Here is a 17821-nt window from a genome sequence, read left to right on the forward strand (position 1 = left end):
ATAATGACAATGTTGTCATTTTTGCTGTAATCCGTTGATAACGATCGTGGGCGCAATAGAATGACATTAGCAGCCAGCCGGGGAGCAAGATGAAAATATTGATCGTCGAAGACGAAATTAAAACAGGTGAATATCTCAGCAAAGGGCTTACAGAGGCAGGGTTCGTAGTGGATCACGCTGATAATGGTCTTACCGGATATCATCTCGCCATGACAGCCGAGTATGATTTAGTCATTCTGGATATCATGCTACCTGATGTGAACGGCTGGGATATCATCCGCATGCTGCGCACTGCCGGAAAGGGTATGCCGGTCTTACTGCTGACAGCCCTCGGCACGATCGAACATAGGGTCAAAGGACTGGAACTGGGTGCGGACGATTATCTGGTTAAACCCTTTGCGTTTGCCGAACTGCTCGCCCGGGTGAGAACCCTTCTGAGGCGGGGAAACACGATGATCACGGAAAGCCAGTTTAAGGTGGCTGACCTCTCGATTGATCTCGTATCCAGAAAAGTCAGTCGCGCCGGAAACCGCATTGTGCTCACCAGTAAAGAGTTCAGCCTGCTGGAATTCTTCATTCGCCATCAGGGAGAGGTTCTTCCCCGCTCCCTGATTGCCTCTCAGGTCTGGGACATGAATTTTGACAGCGACACTAATGCGATCGATGTCGCAGTAAAGCGACTCCGCGCTAAAATAGACAACGATTACGAGACAAAGCTGATCCAGACAGTCCGGGGCGTGGGCTACATGCTGGAGGTCCCGGATGCATAGCAAACCTTCCAGGCGCCCTTTCTCACTCGCTCTGCGGCTGACCTTTTTTATCAGCCTGTCCACGATACTGGCTTTTATCGCATTCACCTGGTTTATGCTGCATTCTGTTGAAAATCATTTTGCCGAGCAGGATGTCAGCGATCTTCAACAAATCAGCACCACACTGAACCGTATACTGCAGTCCCCGGTGGATCCGGATGATAAAAAAATAAGCAAAATAAAGGAATCAATTGCCAGCTACCGCAACGTTGCCCTTTTGCTCCTCAATCCCAGGGGGGAAGTGCTCTTTAGCTCAGCTCAGGGGGCGGCACTACGCCCGGCAGTGAATTCAGCAGATTTTAGCGAGCACAGCCGCGCACGGGATGTCTTTCTCTGGACGGTGGAGGATCCTGCGGGACCGATGGATACCGGGTCCGAAATGAAGATGGAAACATACAGGATTATCGCCTCCTCTGGTCAGGCGATATTTCAGGGCAAACAGCAGAACTATGTCATGCTGACTGGCCTATCCATTAATTTCCATCTCCATTACCTCGATGCGCTGAAAAAGAACCTGATTGCGATTGCCGTCGTGATAAGCCTGTTGATTGTTCTGATCATTCGAATCGCTGTCCGTCAGGGGCACCTGCCCCTTCGTAATGTCAGCAATGCCATTAAAAACATCACCTCCGAGAATCTTGATGCGCGACTGGAACCGACACGCGTTCCCATTGAGCTGGAGCAACTGGTTATCTCGTTCAATCATATGATTGGAAAGATTGAGGATGTCTTTACCCGCCAGGCCAATTTCTCTGCCGATATCGCGCATGAGATCAGAACGCCCATCACCAATCTGGTGACGCAGACTGAAATCGCACTGAGTCAGGATCGAACACAGAGGGAACTTGAGGATGTCCTCTATTCCAGTCTTGAAGAGTATAACCGGATGACCAAAATGGTCAGCGATATGCTGTTCCTGGCACAGGCAGATAATAATCAGCTGATACCTGACAGGGTCATGTTTGACCTCAGAGCGGAAGTCATGAAAGTCTTCGAGTTTTTCGAAGCCTGGGCCGAAGAACGCAATATCACGCTCAAATTTAACGGGATGCCCTGCCTGGTTGAGGGAGATCCACAAATGTTCAGAAGGGCGATCAATAATCTGTTATCCAATGCCCTGCGTTATACCCCGGAGGGACAGGCAATCACCGTCTCAATAAGAGAGCAGGAGAGCTTTTTTGACCTTGTGATTGAAAATCCGGGGAAACCAATCCCTGAAGAGCATTTATCAAGGTTGTTTGACCGTTTTTATCGGGTGGATCCGTCCAGACAACGAAAAGGAGAAGGCAGCGGCATCGGCCTTGCGATTGTGAAGTCAATCGTGGAAGCACATCACGGAAGAGTGCAGGTGGAATCGGACGTACACTCAACGCGTTTTATCTTATCCGTGCCCAGACTGGAGAAAATGATTCCGGACACCCAGTGCTGGGAATAAAGATTTAAATGACAAAGATGTCATTAGCCTGTCATGCAGCAAACAGAAGCCATTCGATATAATTAGTGCAACTTATCAGGAAGGCTGGATTGCTTTATCAATATCCGGCGTCAGTGGACGCCAGGAAATGAATATCCAGTCCCCTCCCGGAGAAATAAACACTTCCGAACCTGTTTCAGTTATGGAACTGAAAACACCGGTTGTACTCCCCCGGACATCACTAATTAAGAAATGGAGAGTTATCATGAAAAATATCGTATTAGCATCCTTGCTGGGCTTTGGCTTAATTTCTTCGGCCTGGGCCACTGAAACCGTGAATATCCATGAGCGGGTCAACAATGCACAGGCACCTGCTCACCAGATGCAGTCTGCTGCGGCTCCTGTCGGGATCCAGGGGACTGCACCTCGTATGGCCGGTATGGACCAGCATGAACAGGCCATTATTGCTCATGAAACCATGACGAACGGGTCGGCGGATGCGCACCAGAAAATGGTGGAAAGTCATCAGAGGATGATGGGAAGTCAGACCGTTTCCCCTACCGGGCCGTCGAAGTCATTAGCGGCAATGAATGAGCATGAAAGAGCTGCAGTTGCCCATGAATTTATGAATAACGGTCAGTCTGGCCCACATCAGGCCATGGCCGAAGCGCATCGTCGCATGCTCAGTGCAGGCTGACGGCGAGGGAAGTATCTGTGCTGTCCTTATTTCCTTGATAGATTTTTCCGTAACCGGATATATGGCAACATCTTTGCCCCCTACAGGGGGCATTTTTATCAGATTCTGCTACAGTTAACGGGCATCAACGCTAAAAGGATATTTTTTATGAAAGCCAGAAACACTTTATTTGCAGTATTAATGTTATCCCTGCCAGCGATTTCAGCAGAACATTCAGAAATGAAAATGACTGATATGTCTACCTCGGCTTCGTCACAGGAATATATGGCTGGCATGAAAGACATGCATGACAAAATGATGGCTGCCGTAAATGAGTCCGATCCCGACAAGGCTTTTGCGAAAGGCATGGTAGCGCACCATGAAGGGGCAATAGCAATGGCTGAGACCGAGCTCAAATACGGAAAAGATCCGAAAATGAGAAAGCTCGCGCAGGACATCATTAAAGCTCAAAAAGGTGAAATTGAGCAGATGAATAAATGGCTTGATAGTCAAAAGTAAACATTGTAGAAATGTCACGACAAGCGTGATTTTACATCGTTCCTGGGCGCGGGAGTCGGTTAATCTTTATATAATTCAAACCCGATTAATTTCGGGTTTTTACTACTCTGTACTCCGGTCCTTTGTTGAGGACCGGAATATATGCACCTGAGATGCTTATTTAATACATTATCTCGTCATGGATACAATGTCGCTCAGGATCTCAACCAGCTCGCTTCTCTCCTGCGTTCCGTCATGATAGGTTGATCTTGAGATGATTCTTTCTGATGTCATCTGAGGCCAGAATTTATCTAGTACATTATCGGGTTTCATTCCCACAGCCCGGCCGATTATTTTTTTAGCGTCACAGGTGTCCGTAAACGTGACGGCTACACCAGTAATTTCCTCGATAAGATCCGGGCACAGATAGTTTTCTATCTCACGTTTGCGCGTAGCGAAAAATACCTTACCGGCCTCCTCTACTTCTTTTTTACGCTTCTGGATGGACAGAACCTGTGCAGGGTCTCCCCCAATATCGGAGTCCAGAAATACGCACCAGGGAAGCCCCAGATCTTTGGCCAGATTCAATGTAACCCAGTGTTTGACGCTACCACACCCTCCTATGAGGACTGGCACTATTTTCACGTCCTCCAGAGAGGCTGGCAGCGCACCTGACTGTTTTAATGAACTGGCCGCATGCCTCAGGAAAGTAACATCCGACTTTCCCTCTACCAGAACAATCCCCTGCGCCCTTTCCATACCGGTCTCTGGCAGCACCCCCAGGCTTTCAGTGGCTTCCTTCAGCACTGCGTCATCCGGCATTTTTACTACGGGTTCACCCGCCTCATTTCGGGTAACATAACGTACGCCTTCGACAGGGATTAATCCGGCCAGCGCCGGGACATGGGTGGTGACGATAATCTGACGGTGCGGCTGGCCTGCCAGTGCCAGTAACGCTTTCATCAGCATCATCTGATAGTTCGGATGCTGTGACGTTTCAGGCTCCTCTATGGCATAAATCACATTTCTGGGCGTCCCCGCGACATTCTTTTCAGCCTCAGCCCGAAAAAAATTCAACAGGATAAGCCTCCTTATCCCGCTGCCGCGCTTATTGATGGGGATGCCATTTTCCCCGTCCAGGGTGAAATTGAAGGTCCACTTGGGTTTCTCCTTAAATCGTGGAGTCAGTTCACTGGCGAGTTCGGGGGCCATTTCACGTAATTTATCCAGCGTTCTCTGTGCGACATCCAGGACGCTGTCCTGAATCTCATTTTCCAGCGCTGTAATTTTGTCCTGCAGCGCAGCCTGAGCGTCTTTTACGGCCTGCTGTAAGGGGTTTTTAGCTTCGGAATCCCCGTCGCTGCTTTCCCTGTCGGCTTTGAAAATCGCATACGTGGGCAGCAAATCGAGGATCTTACCCCATAATGATTTTGTGTCGGTTCCGAACTCTTTATCGACATCCAGCATAATTTCCGAACAGGTATAGGGGGCTGCGGCTTCCCTGATGGCCTGACGCCATAACGATGCAGTGCGTTTATCCGCCACATTTTTTTCAACTTCTTTTCCCACCGCCTTGAGCTCAGAAATTTTCATGCCCAGTAAATTTCTCAGGGGCTCCTCATCCGGGTGGATGCAGCGGATGCAGGTCTGCTCCGGTTTTCCTGAGGTCGTTGCTTTAAACGTTTTGACGATTTCAAAATTGCCGTCCTCATTCAGCAGATGTTCTGAGGCGAGCGTGGTCTGCACCCTGTCGTCGATCATGATAAAATCGGGCAGGTCATCAAATTCACAGGCTATTTCAAAACGGCCGTCCCCTTCTCTTAGGCTGAAACAGTTCATGTCATTCTTGTCAGCCTTCATTCCTTCTGTTTCAAAAAAAATAGCCAGCGCTTCCAGAAGCGTTGATTTCCCAAAGTCATTACGACCGACAATACCCGTCATGCTTTCATCAATAATGATTTCAGTAGAGTTTCTGTAGCCTCTGAAGTTTTTCAGTTTTAATTTTCTGAGCCGCATATGAAGTCCTGTGTGTAAGAAAGCGTTTTGCTGCAACCTGAATACAAAATATATTTTCAAATGCCTGCCAACAAGCAGGGATAACCGTTATTCAGAATATCTTAACGACATTTCGGGATTATGATCTGGTCGCGCTTTCAGAACTTTACTGCCCCTCAAAACACCGGAAACTAACTTGTGGTTGGTTACATGGCAAAGTTAAAACTCCAGAATCACGGGTAATGATTTCAATGCTTATTATATTTTTTGGAATTGACTCATGAGCTTTATAATTTAAATGATAATAATAACCATTCTTTTATGCGTAATATTTGCTACTGACACTGATGAATTTAAAAGAAGATAGATTTTCATTTACGGATTATTTCCTAAATTCATCGATAATGTGATCGACATAAAATTTTCACTGAAGAATGAAGAGATAATTTAAGGCCGAGCGAAATAGCTCAAAATGGTGTATTTAACATAACAGAAGAAATGAAAGGCTCTATCGCAACCTGATACTTCAGGCCGCTAAGGGGTTAATCTTGTTGAAGAAAAATTAGACCGGGAAGCGCCAGGCGTCACCATTTCTCCCGCCTGGCTGGAAGTGAAGAATAATTGTGCATAGCTCCGTATTCGGGCTTTGCATCTGACAATGGTTCCCTGGATGAAAGTACGATCTCCACTCCAAGGACGCTGAACACCCTAAACAAACGCTCAAAACCCGCACTTGCAGGGTTGGCCTCTAGTCGGGCATAAGTTTGCTGTGTTATACCCAAACGTTCAGAAACATCTTTTTGCGTCAGTCCATTGGCTTTGCGAAAGCCGATTAAAACAGGACGTAACTGATTCAAAGTCTTCAAAGCGTATTGAGTGTTCATAAGTGACCTTCCGTATCGACGAGTTAACAAGCATAACGCAGGGATTTACAGCATATAGGCTGTAATGCTCATTAACAGACTATAGGCTGTAATACGAATCCTGCCAAGATGCGGCATCTTTCAAATACAAGGCCGTATTGGGTAAGCAGTACACCGTTATATAGCACCCCTTGCCCCTTTGCTGGAGAGGGACCCACGTGATCGCAGGTCTTTTAGACGTTGTTGCTAACCGGCATCATACACAGGTGGTAACCCCCAGGGAAACTCTATGAGTGATAATTTATTCCTGCCCCAGTCAAAATATAAAACCTTATCTAACTAGCTTTCTTAGTATTTTATAAATGAAGTGAAATTAGCGAAGAAGTTTTACATTGTAAAGTGAGCAAAAATATTTACCATTCAACTGGCAAAATTTACAATCTGCAGCCCTTAGCCTGAGAAAATGCACATTAACAGAATAATCATCAAGTCCGATAGAGGCATAACTTACGTCCTCAAAAATATCAGAAATAAATGAGTTGAAATTACAAAAATTAACTTCACTTAACATCTTGAACACCGCAGAAATATATCTATCATGCATTATCCTGACTTCGATAACCTTAGATAAACTTGAATGCGACTTACATTTGAAGAGATCAAAGAGAAAGTAAATCAGCATATTTTTATTGTCCGAAATCCATTTTAAAATTTTATTACGTGCACATGGTAATATATACACTGGGTTTTTGAAAGGGTTTGAAACGTCAACCACAAGGGAACAATAACCATGAGGATTTATTCCACTTATAATTAAGTCACTAAGTCCTTTCACTGCATTCAAATAGTTATCAAAACAAACCTCATATAAACTGGTACTATGAACTGCACATTTAGATTCAAACAACCATCTATGACGCAGATAACCAATGCCTTTAGAGTGTATATCTTCAACAATACATTTGTGACAGTAACGAATGTTTGAGATGTTTACCAATGGATATGAATTAGTTATGTGAAAATTTTTCCGACAGGCATCTTCAACAGCGTTAAAATACCCGTAAACACCAGAAGATAACGACACTATATTGGAAGTTAGTATATAACCATTTCTAGTGGCAAGAATGTCATATATATCCTGCAAGCTATGCAATTTGTACATATCAATCAGTTCGAAACGAGGAAAGGCATCGTACCTTAGTGCGCCATGCTTTGATATTATGTTCCTGCAATTGGATAAGTTATACATTATCTGTGAACGCAGAAGAAAACTGTGCCACAATTCATTTTCGTAAACCATATAACTCCCTCTTATTTAATTAGTTCCATTTTTCTGAGAAGTATCATTGTCATTGGTAGTTTATCTCTGTATTTCAAAAGCCAGCCATGCCCTCCCAGTAAAGCATCTAGACTTGTAAGTGACATCGAGTACTGCCCCTGAGATAAAACATCATTTATTAATGATGATGAGATAATATCTCTCTCGCTCCAGTCTACTCTTTTATTTTTATAGCATCGTATTGTTTTAGGAAGACAGGAATTAAGCCAGTCACATTCATGTTTATTTAGCCAATAGAAACTTGCATAACAACTTTCTTTGACTAACTTTCGTGTTATAGAAACGGATTGATTATGTATAAATCTTAATATTTTCTGCTTATGACGCCGTCTTAAAGAATCTTTTTTACATTTTTTACGCCATGAGCATAAACCGTAACAAGATGAAATTACAGAGGATACAGCTCCTTCCGATAATGAGTTTTTCTCAGCTATGGATGCCAGACTAAACCCCCTTACAGCCATAGACTTGATAAGCAATTCAGTGAATATATTAATTTTTGTGTTTCGCTTAAACGCCCTCAGGTATTTTTTATAAATAAGTGTTTTAATGTAACATCTGCTGCGACTAAATTCCTTCCCAAGGTTGCTAACACTAGTATTATTTTCAACTATATGAAAACTGTATTTCTTATGACTTTTAAAGATTTCTTTCTTTTTATTAGTACGACTTCCTGCATACGTTGGCCAGCAAGTATTTAACAAACAATAACAAAGCAAAAGATGCTTTGTGGGATGCTGACAACATTTGTCTTTGAGTATAGGCTCCCAGTAATGATAATCAGTTAGGGATGTTGGTATAAGTCCCGATGAACCCTCCCCAAATAACTGGCACTTAGCATAAACATGTGCGTAGAATACATTTTTCTTTAAATTTCCATCCAATGATAATAAATTCAACTTTTTAAGTACATCCATGTAATTGGGGTGTGTAATATCTTTTCTTCTGATTATATTTAGGGACTCATAACAAAACTTAGCAAAATCGAAGTCTATCTCATTGCTAAGTTGTTCTGTATACGAAACAGGAGGCATCAGTCCAATACGTATGTGCGGTGAAGAAGGGACATGGATGCTTTCAAGCGCTACCGGATGCCGATGGCAGGTTGTAACCCCATGAAGCTGATGCGCCAGATGCCAATAAGTAACACCATAATGAAAAGTATCTTCACGAGCGCAAACCGGGCAAAACTTCAATAGTGTGCGCTGCCCTAGTGAAAAATTACTAAGGCGGCACAATCGATTAAGCCTGGCAGGGGTCGTGTTGAAATCCATAATTTCATTACGACTGATTGGTAGTGCCCAGGCAAAAAGAGGGAGTAAAGTCTGTTCATGCCAGAGCTGATCTGCACTTTCGGATGTATGAAGAGAAATAGCCTTTAATCCTGAATTGAGAATTGGATGGACGTTCATATCAGGTTTGTTGAAAATGATCGTTAACAGAGAAGATGGGGACATACCGTACACGGTAGTTGTCCGACAAAACCGGCTGAACAAGGATTCATCAGGCAAAACAGGCAACATTCTCATTTCCCACACCTCTCTTTGACCGTTACGAACTGTTACCTCATTACAATTTATTAAGTGGATCTATATTTATAAGCCCGCAACGCTGAAGAGCATCGTAGGTATTTTTCTTTTCAGCTGTTCTGTTGATAACAAGATCGTGGTCAAGAGACAGTATTTTCTCGTCGAAATTGCGCAAAACCTCGTCTATTTTTCCTACGAATTCCTTGTGCTGTGGCCTGTCTATATCCCCAGGGATCAAAGACTTTAGGGACTTCTCTGCCATGATTTTAGCCGAAGCATCACCCTCATTAGATGCAGAGAGCCATTTAGCTTCCTCATCTTCAGTCGCGGCCCCCGGGAGTGGAGTATCCTTATATTCCTCCGTATGACTCACGAGTACCGGTACAGAGGCCGACAAGACTGCGCCAGTGATGATTTCATTGCCGCTACCGATAACCTTTAATTGTGCCCCCCGATAAATCATCTGAGCCAATCCAATATTGCCTTTAGATAAAATGAATAATTTTTCGTTTAACTCATCATTTAATGGAGTTTCAACATTTGTCCATTGTAATGGCCATAAATAATGAATAAACGATTGCCAGTCTTGTGAATCGTATCTAACATTCTTAATTTTCATGTAACCACCAGACTCTGCCCGCCTGGCAATTCTCATTTTCTTTGTCAGCGTCTCGTCAAAAGGATGATTTCCACAAAAAACCATAGATACCCCCATGGAATCTACAATTTCATGTAAAAAATCAATCAACTTACTCTCACCCCCGGTTCTTGAAAATTTAAGCCTCTGCATTTCATCAATAACAAGGATACCCAAAAATGATGATTTAATTCTTTGTGCAATCTGGCGAGCCAGAGCACCATTTCTAATCTCAGGTGTAGTTCGTTCAATACCAATTGCATCATCTAATTTTTGTAAAATCTCTTCACAAAGGTCTCTCACACTTGAATTGTATGGACAATTAATCTTTACCCATACAATTTGCTTACTGAAGCCGGGAAAAACTCCTTTATAGCTGCTGTGTTCTATAATCTGAGGGAAATGATCCATGACTTGCTCAATCATGGTAGTTTTTCCAGAACCACTCATTCCAACTATCGTAATAGTTTCAGCCTGGGATTTAAAATATCCACTTTCTGGCTCAATATCAGGACGCTCATTTCCATAGTAATGAAGATATTGAATTGTTCCGCTTTTTAAAGGATTACGAGCTGCATAGCTTTCCCTAAGTGCCCGTAAGATCATCTTATAAGCCTGGATAAGATTGGTTTGAGGGCAACGGAATTTCTTTATACGTTCGACATACTGCTCTCTAACATTCGCCGGGGCAGTCCAGCGGATTTTTTCGTCAATTTCGGGGAAATAACTCATTTCCAGAAGTACTTCATCTTCCGTAAGCGCTTCAGGAAGTGCTTCAATTAAGGGATTGCCACGATACTCAGGTAACTCCTGTTCTTTATATATCGCTGAAACGCGCCGTATAAGATTCATTATTCTGCGTCCTCAGTCTTCTTCTTACCTTTTAACCATCTTTGTTTCTCCTCCCGGCCAGGCAAAAGCAGAACATTACTGGATGAAGGAAGTAGGGGTTCAGATCTTCCATTAGCAACATGAGTTCGCCCTAATGAATCAAGTTCATTTTTCCTGTTCTTTTTAATATCTTTACCATGTACCCGGCGAGATTCGTATATTTCATTTAATCTTTCGTTACCTTTCCTGTTAAATTCATCTTTATTATTGATATTGCTGAGCGAATCCAGAGTAAATAAATTAATTTCTTTTTGAGTATCTACCCAATCAGCCATTACATCTGTATCAAGATGAGCTTTCCCTTTAAATACATCTCTTTTCTTAAGTAGGTAATGTTTTTTGAAAATGCTATTTTTGTCAAATCTTACATATATATAATCTACGCAATTGTCATCTATTCTTGCTTCACAAGTGGTTCTTCCAAATACTCTGACACCTGATGCAATTTCAGGATCACATTCATAAAAAAGATTATTGTACTGAATCCCACCGGCGGTAATGTTAGCGTTCACAGGGATTAACAATCGTGCGATCACTTCGTCGGCCCCAACGGCTCTTGCGCTGAATCTCCCGTGCTTTAAGCTTATCATCCAACTATTTTTTGGTGATATTACGAGATCATTTTCAATCAGTAAGGGATTGATATAAGCCAGTTCCTCATACGTTCTCTGATTATGTGCAAGTATCTCCCGAATCAGTAAAGACGTGACCTCCTGAATCGTTAAACAAGCCCTGGATTGCGGTGTTGGCTCTCCTTTAACAATCTTTCCCCTTCGTGTTGTTCCAATAAGCCTATGAATAACCTCATCATTCAGAATGCCGAAACAGCGTTCAACAATGCTTTTTCTGTCGCCTCTACCGACTGGCGCAAACTCAAGTTTTGTCAGGGGGGTCATCTCTTCCTGAGGTTTAAGACCAATCATCTCCCCGTTGTCACACATCAATGTTAATGGAATGTGAGAACAAGGCCAATCATCATCAGTAATAGAGATTCCAAATAATCTACAATATTCTTTTTTTGGCATAAAGCAATTTGCTAACGCTTGTCGGGCGGCTCGCCATGAAGCATGGTATAAAGAAACATGAAGGCCAACAATCATTCTTGTTGCACGATCCACCACTGTATAAATAGTAGGACGCCCAATGACTTTTCGTCTGTTTAAACTCGAAATAAGATGTACATCAGCGACAGTTGAGTCTATTTCGAAAACATCACCCGGCAAAACAGTTGTATTAGCCACACTACCTAAAAGCGCCCGCATTTTGAGGTCTATTTCTTTTTTCGTGTTCTTCTTATTTATCGAGAAATCTTTAGTGAAGAGTTTTTTATTCCAGTATGAAAATTGTTTTAAAGAAGGAACATATGGAGCTCTATTTTCTAGGTTTGCTGTTTTAATTTCATCCCTAAAATACAAATCAATATGTCTCTCTAATGTTTTCTTTATCGTATCTCCGTTAACTTTATAATGATACGTAATGAGAGATTTTCTAATATTATTTATATCTCTTTCATTAAGAATGAAAACACGTGATCGTTCATTAGGTAATGCTCTGTTTTTTTTGGAATTCCCAAGTTTAATTTCATGTTTGATTCTACTTTTCCCAGCTGCGCCACAGTTCGAGAATGCGGGTAGCAATGCATAAATATCCTGCCCATGTCGCCAATACAACGCCAGAAGCGTTCTGATAGTATATTGTGATATTTTTTTATTTCTTGAGTAATCCATTAAAAGGTGCGACTTTTTATGTAATGCATAGTCGAACAGAAACATTCTGTCATCTACAAGATCTTTAATGATATTGTAATTTTCATCTCGCCTTCCTCTGTCTTTATCTGTTAATTCTTTCTCATCTACTAACATATATGAAGGATATATATAATCTTTACAAGTTATGCTATTTGATTCAATATAATATTTAAACATTGAAAATGAGAAAGGGATTGGCTTACCCGTTCTTTCTGATTTTATTTTAAACAAAATTAACAAATCGACCTTTCTGTCAAAATCCAAAACACGGTAAAGTCCCTCTGCAAGCAAATCAGTGCCTTGAGAGAGCCAGACTGAATTCCTAATAATATCCATTTGCGTTCAGTCCTATATAGTGGTCATTGGAAATTATCTTTATCAGACCGGTTTCGAGTATTGGATATGATAAATCAACATTTATCATTTTTAATCCAATCATTGCCTGCAATAACATCATCGCTTCTTGTGCATCTACCCCAAAGATTGATGAAATCATTGCACGTAGTCCTACTATGGGATAAACATCTGGTTTAAGCTTCCATAGGATTTTATCAAGAGGATATTTATCATAAAATTCAGAACCATCTCTTAATACAGAAGTAGCCCAGCAAATGTTTTTACCGACGACGTTATTGAGTTCCGAGCCAACATAAATTTGAAACTCAACATCAATCAACTGCCAAAACATCCTCTCTATTTCAAGTTTTTGGGCTTCGCGTTCAGGTATGCTCTCGTTATGTTTTACTGCTATAGCTTTGTATCGAAGTCCGCCTTCAGGAGTTCTCAAGGTCAGTAAAAAATCGGTTGTCATAACATTCAGAACTTCGACAGGTACTCCTCTTACTCCCCTCACCATAGGATGTTGAAAATGTAGATGATTTGCTATTTGTTGGGTAAGCCGGAGAGGAAAGAGTGGGAATTGTTCCCGGATATCAATCACCGAGTCATTAAACTCAGCCAGATAGAAAAAGTTACTTTCGACAGAAGAAAGGAGATGATGGTTTCGAAACGTCTTAAGGCCAAAGACTATCGAACGGTTTCCACGGGATTTAACGTCCTGAGCTCTAAGCCAGGGCTGATAACTTTGGCCATAGCCCACTCCTATGCCGTCACCTAGCGCATTTTCATAATCCAAATAGGATTTGAGACGCCTACCCCTAGCCATGATCGTACCCTAAAAACGACATTGATACGTACCTATATGTGCATTTTATAGTCTCCAACCCTATAACCACACATTCAGTAAGTATACAACATTAGCGTCGTTTTTTGAGAATGGTTACAACTTTAGTGCTTTGTGTACAACTTTATTGTCCTCGGACATCGGCCAGCGCCTGCGCACACGCCCAGGCACTTGCCCACGCCCACTGGAAGTTATACCCGCCGAGCCAGCCGGTGACGTCCATCACTTCGCCGATAAAGTAGAGCCCCGGCACGTTGCGGGCTTCCATGGTGCGCGAGGAGAGTTCATTTGTATCAACGCCGCCCAGCGTCACTTCCGCCGTGCGGTACCCCTCGGTGCCGTTTGGCTGAACGCGCCAGTTTGTCAGCGTCTCCACCAGCGTCTCTTGCTCGCGGCTGTTCAATTGCTTAAGCGATACGTCCGGGATCTGCCCCAGCACCTGAAGGCACTCCACCAGACGTTTTGGCAGCTGCATCGCCAGCGTGTTTTTCAGGCTCTGATTCGGGTGCGCCTCGCGCTGCTCGTTGAGGAACGCGTCCAGGTCGCAGTCCGGCACCAGATTCACCGTGACAAATTCACCCGGCTGCCAGTAGCTGGAGATTTGCAGTACCGCCGGGCCAGAGAGCCCCCGATGGGTAAAGAGCAAGTTTTCACGGAATACCGTCCCGTCTTCGGCAGTCATGACGGAAGGAACGGAGACGCCAGAAAGCGTCTGAAGCTGTTCAAGAAGGGGTTTGTGCAGCGTGAACGGCACCAGACCCGCGCGCGTGGGCAGTACCTTAAGACCAAACTGCTCGGCAATCTTATAGCCGAACGGGGACGCGCCCAGACCCGGCATAGAGAGGCCACCGCTGGCGATGACCAGATTATCAGCACTGACGGTTTCACCGTTCAGCTGCAGCGTGTACCCCTGTTCGTCGCGGGCGACCTCCAGCACTTCCGTGCGCAGACGCATCACCACGCCGCCCTTCTCGCACTCGGCGACCAGCATATCGACAATCTGCTGCGCGGAGTCGTCGCAGAACAGCTGTCCCAGCGTCTTTTCATGCCACGCGATGCCGTGCTTGCCCACCAGGTCGATGAAGTCCCACTGGGTGTAACGCGCCAGTGCAGATTTGCAAAAATGACGGTTTTGGCTCAAATACGCCGCGGGTTCGACATAAAGATTGGTGAAGTTACAACGCCCGCCGCCCGACATCAGGATCTTGCGGCCAGGCTTTTTTCCGTTGTCCAGTAACAGCACACGACGACCCGCCTGTCCGGCCATCGCCGCACAAAACATACCCGCCGCACCGGCGCCAATTACCACGGCATCAAACCTTTCCACGTCAAAATCCTCTTCGTTAACTGCCGCGGATTGTAAAGTTTCCTCTGTGGTCACACCAGCGTAAAAAGTTCTTACAAAGCCATTCCATTGAAATTTAACGATTATCCCTTCAAGCACTTTTCTCAAATCAGGTGGTATGTCAAAAAAAGTCTATATTTCACTTTGCCCGTTGCGCATTTGTCCTGGATAATGCGCCGCGTTCATGTCCTCAAAATGGCGTAACGTCCTATGCTACATTTGTTTGCCGGCCTGGATTTACATACCGGGCTTTTATTATTGCTTGCTCTGGTTTTTGTACTGTTTTACGAAGCGATCAACGGCTTCCACGACACTGCAAACGCAGTAGCAACGGTTATCTACACTCGCGCAATGCGATCGCAACTTGCGGTTGTTATGGCGGCGGTATTTAACTTTTTTGGTGTCCTTCTGGGCGGACTGAGCGTGGCGTATGCGATCGTGCATATGTTGCCAACGGATCTGCTGCTTAACGTGAGTTCCGGTCATGGCCTTGCCATGGTGTTCTCAATGCTGCTTGCTGCCATTATCTGGAACCTCGGTACCTGGTATTTTGGCCTGCCTGCATCCAGCTCTCACACTCTCATCGGCGCGATTATCGGTATCGGGTTAACGAACGCCCTGATGACCGGGACATCCGTCGTTGATGCGCTGAACCTGCCTAAAGTACTGGGCATTTTCGGTTCTCTGATCATCTCTCCAATTGTGGGTCTGGTGGTTGCGGGTGGACTGATTTTCATCCTGCGTCGCTACTGGAGCAACACCAAGAAACGTGCGCGCATCCACCTGACGCCAGCAGAGCGTGAGAAGAAAGACGGTAAGAAAAAACCGCCATTCTGGACGCGTATCGCGCTGATCATTTCCGCTATCGGCGTGGCCTTCTCTCATGGCGCGAACGATGGGCAGAAAGGCATTGGTCTGGTGATGCTGGTACTGATCGGTGTCGCACCGGCAGGTTTCGTGGTTAACATGAACGCCTCTGGTTACGAAATCACCCGTACCCGTGATGCCGTCAATAACGTTGAGACCTATTTCCAGCAGCATCCCGATCTGCTGAAAAAAGCGACCGGCGTTGATCAGCTGATCCCATCTCCGGAAGCCGGTGCAACTACCGCGCCGGGCGAATTCCACTGCCATCCGGCAAACGCGATTAATGCGCTGGAACGCGCCAAAGGCATGCTGGGCGATATCGAAAGCTACGACAAACTGGCCGTTGAACAGCGTGGTCAGCTGCGTCGTATCATGCTCTGCATCTCTGACGTGACCGATAAAGTCGCGAAACTGCCAGAGGTGAATGCCGACGACAAACGTCTTCTGAAGAAACTGAAAAGCGATATGCTCAACACCATTGAGTACGCGCCAATCTGGATCATCATGGCCGTCGCGCTGGCACTGGGTATCGGTACAATGATTGGCTGGCGTCGTGTGGCAACCACCATCGGCGAGAAGATCGGTAAGAAAGGCATGACCTATGCGCAGGGGATGTCCGCGCAGATGACGGCGGCGGTTTCTATCGGCCTAGCGAGCTACACCGGGATGCCGGTATCCACCACCCACGTACTCTCCTCGTCCGTGGCAGGTACCATGATTGTTGACGGTGGCGGTCTGCAGCGCAAAACCGTGACCAACATCCTGATGGCCTGGGTGTTCACCCTTCCGGCGTCCATCCTGCTGTCTGGTGGTCTGTACTGGATTTCGCTGAAGCTGATCTAATCAGCTGAAGGCGACAAAAAGCGGGTCAGGAAACTGACCCGCTTTTTTTATGCTCAGTGCCAAATCATCAATGCAATCATACTGACCACAACCAGCCCGCACAGGGCGCTGGTCAGAATGAACTGCCGACGCAGACGCTCGCAGCGACGGATAAACTCTTCATCGTGATGATCGCGGTAACGCTGGTAGTAGATGTATCCCACCAGTCGCATCTGTTTGCTGGGCTGTCCATGCGATGTGAAGAACCCTCCACCGTCCACATACTGATAAAGCAACGGATCGCAACCACGAAGTACCACTAACAGCGCACGTAACGATGAGAAGTAGCGCGCCATATTCACTATGCAAACTACGCATAACGCCCAAAACAATGCGACGGTGCTAATCATACATCCTCCCCGGCGTCCGCCCACGGAGCAAGGCTCCTGAGCTCCCGCACCCCAATGCCCTGACAGACAGTTCAGTGAAAGAATGACCAAAAGTCGATCCGGTTCGCGTTTTAATATCCGAACGGCTCATTAAATAGTGTAGGAGATCCGTTAATTTTTTTGCCACAAGGTTAATCGTTATCAACACCAAAGCTTGAAAAATATGTTTAACTGGGCCGTAATGAAAGTATCAGACGACGGCATTCTCATTTAGTCATCGATAACTTAAGGAAGGAGTAACACTATGGCTTACAAACACATTCTCATCGCGGTAGACCTCTCTCCGGAGAGCAAAGTGCTGGTTGATAAAGCGGTATCCATGGCACGCCCCTACAACGCGAAAGTTTCCCTGATTCACGTTGATGTGAATTACTCCGACCTCTATACCGGTCTGATCGACGTGAATCTCGGCGATATGCAGAAGCGCATCTCCGAAGAGACGCATCACGCCCTGAGCGAACTGTCCACCAACGCGGGCTACCCGATTACCGAGACCCTGAGCGGCAGCGGCGACCTGGGTCAGGTATTGGTTGATGCGATTAAGAAATATGACATGGACCTGGTCGTATGCGGTCACCACCAGGACTTCTGGAGCAAGCTGATGTCGTCCGCGCGCCAGCTGATCAACACCGTTCACGTGGATATGCTGATTGTTCCACTGCGTGACGAAGAAGACGAGTAAGTGCGTTAAATTCCCCTCACCCTAACCCTCTCCCAGAGGGAGAAGGAATAGATCGAGGATGTAGGCCGGGTAAG

At 45.1% G+C, this 17821-nt stretch carries 15 protein-coding genes; 6 read left to right on the forward strand and 9 right to left on the reverse strand.

The window, feature by feature from the left end; translation table 11 throughout:
- Positions 1–89: 89 nt before the first annotated feature.
- The 4 genes from silR to copM all read left to right on the forward strand — a co-directional run bounded on the left by silR (position 90) and on the right by copM (position 3418).
- Positions 90–770 (forward strand): copper/silver response regulator transcription factor SilR, encoded by a 681-nt coding sequence (silR, locus tag L3068_RS21835; protein ID WP_000697968.1) that lies wholly within the window; start codon positions 90–92, stop codon positions 768–770.
- The gene (gene silS / locus L3068_RS21840; protein WP_000555736.1) at positions 763–2244 is read left to right on the forward strand and encodes a copper/silver sensor histidine kinase SilS; all 1482 of its coding nucleotides are present in this window, start codon (positions 763–765) and stop codon (positions 2242–2244) included. Before silR ends, silS begins: the two co-directional genes overlap by 8 nt.
- Positions 2245–2488: 244 nt before the next feature.
- Positions 2489–2920: a silver-binding protein SilE gene (gene silE, locus L3068_RS21845; RefSeq protein ID WP_000790485.1), complete on the forward strand. Its 432-nt coding sequence runs from the start codon at positions 2489–2491 to the stop codon at positions 2918–2920.
- A 147-nt stretch (positions 2921–3067) separates the two neighbouring features.
- Complete coding sequence (gene copM / locus L3068_RS21850) at positions 3068–3418, forward strand: CopM family metallochaperone (RefSeq protein WP_000647571.1); 351 nt, start codon at positions 3068–3070, stop codon at positions 3416–3418.
- Between the two features lie 168 nt (positions 3419–3586).
- Here the strand turns inward: copM and L3068_RS21855 are convergent, their stop codons facing one another.
- The 8 genes from L3068_RS21855 to L3068_RS21890 form a co-directional block, all read right to left on the reverse strand.
- A complete protein-coding gene (locus L3068_RS21855; protein ID WP_001239419.1) occupies positions 3587–5413 on the reverse strand; it encodes an AAA family ATPase in 1827 nt (608 codons plus the stop codon).
- Between the two features lie 563 nt (positions 5414–5976).
- Complete coding sequence (locus L3068_RS21860; protein ID WP_001097216.1) at positions 5977–6276, reverse strand: helix-turn-helix domain-containing protein; 300 nt, start codon at positions 6274–6276, stop codon at positions 5977–5979.
- Between the two features lie 352 nt (positions 6277–6628).
- A complete protein-coding gene (locus L3068_RS21865; RefSeq protein WP_074520087.1) occupies positions 6629–7555 on the reverse strand; it encodes a hypothetical protein in 927 nt (308 codons plus the stop codon).
- 11 nt (positions 7556–7566) lie between these two features.
- The gene (locus tag L3068_RS21870) at positions 7567–9123 is read right to left on the reverse strand and encodes a TnsD family Tn7-like transposition protein (RefSeq protein WP_001324699.1); all 1557 of its coding nucleotides are present in this window, start codon (positions 9121–9123) and stop codon (positions 7567–7569) included.
- A gap of 40 nt (positions 9124–9163) precedes the next feature.
- Complete coding sequence (locus tag L3068_RS21875) at positions 9164–10612, reverse strand: ATP-binding protein (RefSeq protein WP_001049180.1); 1449 nt, start codon at positions 10610–10612, stop codon at positions 9164–9166.
- Positions 10612–12735: a TnsB C-terminal domain-containing protein gene (locus L3068_RS21880; protein ID WP_000351437.1), complete on the reverse strand. Its 2124-nt coding sequence runs from the start codon at positions 12733–12735 to the stop codon at positions 10612–10614. Before L3068_RS21880 ends, L3068_RS21875 begins: the two co-directional genes overlap by 1 nt.
- Positions 12722–13564 carry a TnsA endonuclease N-terminal domain-containing protein gene (locus tag L3068_RS21885; RefSeq protein WP_000090707.1) on the reverse strand — a complete coding sequence of 281 codons (843 nt, stop codon included), beginning with the start codon at positions 13562–13564 and terminating at the stop codon, positions 12722–12724. Before L3068_RS21885 ends, L3068_RS21880 begins: the two co-directional genes overlap by 14 nt.
- A 142-nt stretch (positions 13565–13706) precedes the next feature.
- Positions 13707–14909 carry a BaiN/RdsA family NAD(P)/FAD-dependent oxidoreductase gene (locus tag L3068_RS21890; RefSeq protein ID WP_058690723.1) on the reverse strand — a complete coding sequence of 401 codons (1203 nt, stop codon included), beginning with the start codon at positions 14907–14909 and terminating at the stop codon, positions 13707–13709.
- A 228-nt stretch (positions 14910–15137) separates the two neighbouring features.
- Here L3068_RS21890 and pitA point away from each other — a divergent pair, with 228 nt between their 5' ends.
- Positions 15138–16637, forward strand: coding sequence for an inorganic phosphate transporter PitA (gene pitA / locus L3068_RS21895; protein WP_023337922.1), 1500 nt, complete (start codon positions 15138–15140; stop codon positions 16635–16637).
- Positions 16638–16690: 53 nt separating this feature from the next.
- On the opposite strand, the gene uspB is transcribed toward pitA, so the two are convergent.
- Positions 16691–17026: a universal stress protein UspB gene (gene uspB, locus L3068_RS21900; RefSeq protein ID WP_003861224.1), complete on the reverse strand. Its 336-nt coding sequence runs from the start codon at positions 17024–17026 to the stop codon at positions 16691–16693.
- 283 nt (positions 17027–17309) lie between these two features.
- Here uspB and uspA point away from each other — a divergent pair, with 283 nt between their 5' ends.
- A complete protein-coding gene (gene uspA / locus L3068_RS21905) occupies positions 17310–17747 on the forward strand; it encodes a universal stress protein UspA (protein WP_003861223.1) in 438 nt (145 codons plus the stop codon).
- The last annotated feature ends 74 nt before the right edge of the window (positions 17748–17821 follow it).

Origin of the sequence: Enterobacter cloacae complex sp. ECL414 (assembly GCF_021869685.1) — a bacterium.
GTDB lineage: Bacteria > Pseudomonadota > Gammaproteobacteria > Enterobacterales > Enterobacteriaceae > Enterobacter > Enterobacter kobei.